The following is a 489-nucleotide window of genomic DNA, read 5'->3' on the forward strand; positions in this document are numbered from 1 at the left end:
CGTCGAGGTAAGGCTGATGGTCGGTGATGTCGATGCCCTTGGGCAGGTACTCGCGGATCAGGCCGTTGGTGTTCTCATTGGTGGGCCGCTCCCACGGCGAATGCGGGTGAGCGAAGTAGACCGGCAGGTCGGTGGCCAGGGTCAATGCGGCGTGGCGTGCCATCTCGGTACCTTGGTCCCAGGTCAGCGAGCCACGCACCTGAGCGGGCAGGTTGCGCACGCAATCGATGAGCACATCAGCCAGGGCGTCGGAGTTCTTGCCGTCGGGAAGCCCGAGGATCAGGGTGAAGCGACTGGTGCGTTCGACCAGGGTCGCCGCCGCGGACTTGCCGGCCTTGCCGATGATGAGGTCGCCTTCCCAGGCGCCGGGCACCCGCCGGTCGGCGACGTGGTCGGGTCGGTCATCGATGGAGACCATGCCGATGATCCGCCCACCAGTACGTTCTCCGAGTGGTTTGCGACGTTTGCGTTGGGTTTGCTTGGACCGCA

The 489-nt window shown here is 65.4% G+C and carries 1 protein-coding gene; it reads right to left on the reverse strand.

Going from position 1 to position 489, the window contains the following annotated elements:
• Positions 1-489 (reverse strand): IS30 family transposase (locus KIH27_RS22230; protein WP_214095103.1); only part of this gene is annotated, 489 nt, incomplete at both ends.

This window comes from Mycolicibacter acidiphilus (genome assembly GCF_018455725.1).
GTDB lineage: Bacteria > Actinomycetota > Actinomycetes > Mycobacteriales > Mycobacteriaceae > Mycobacterium > Mycobacterium acidiphilum.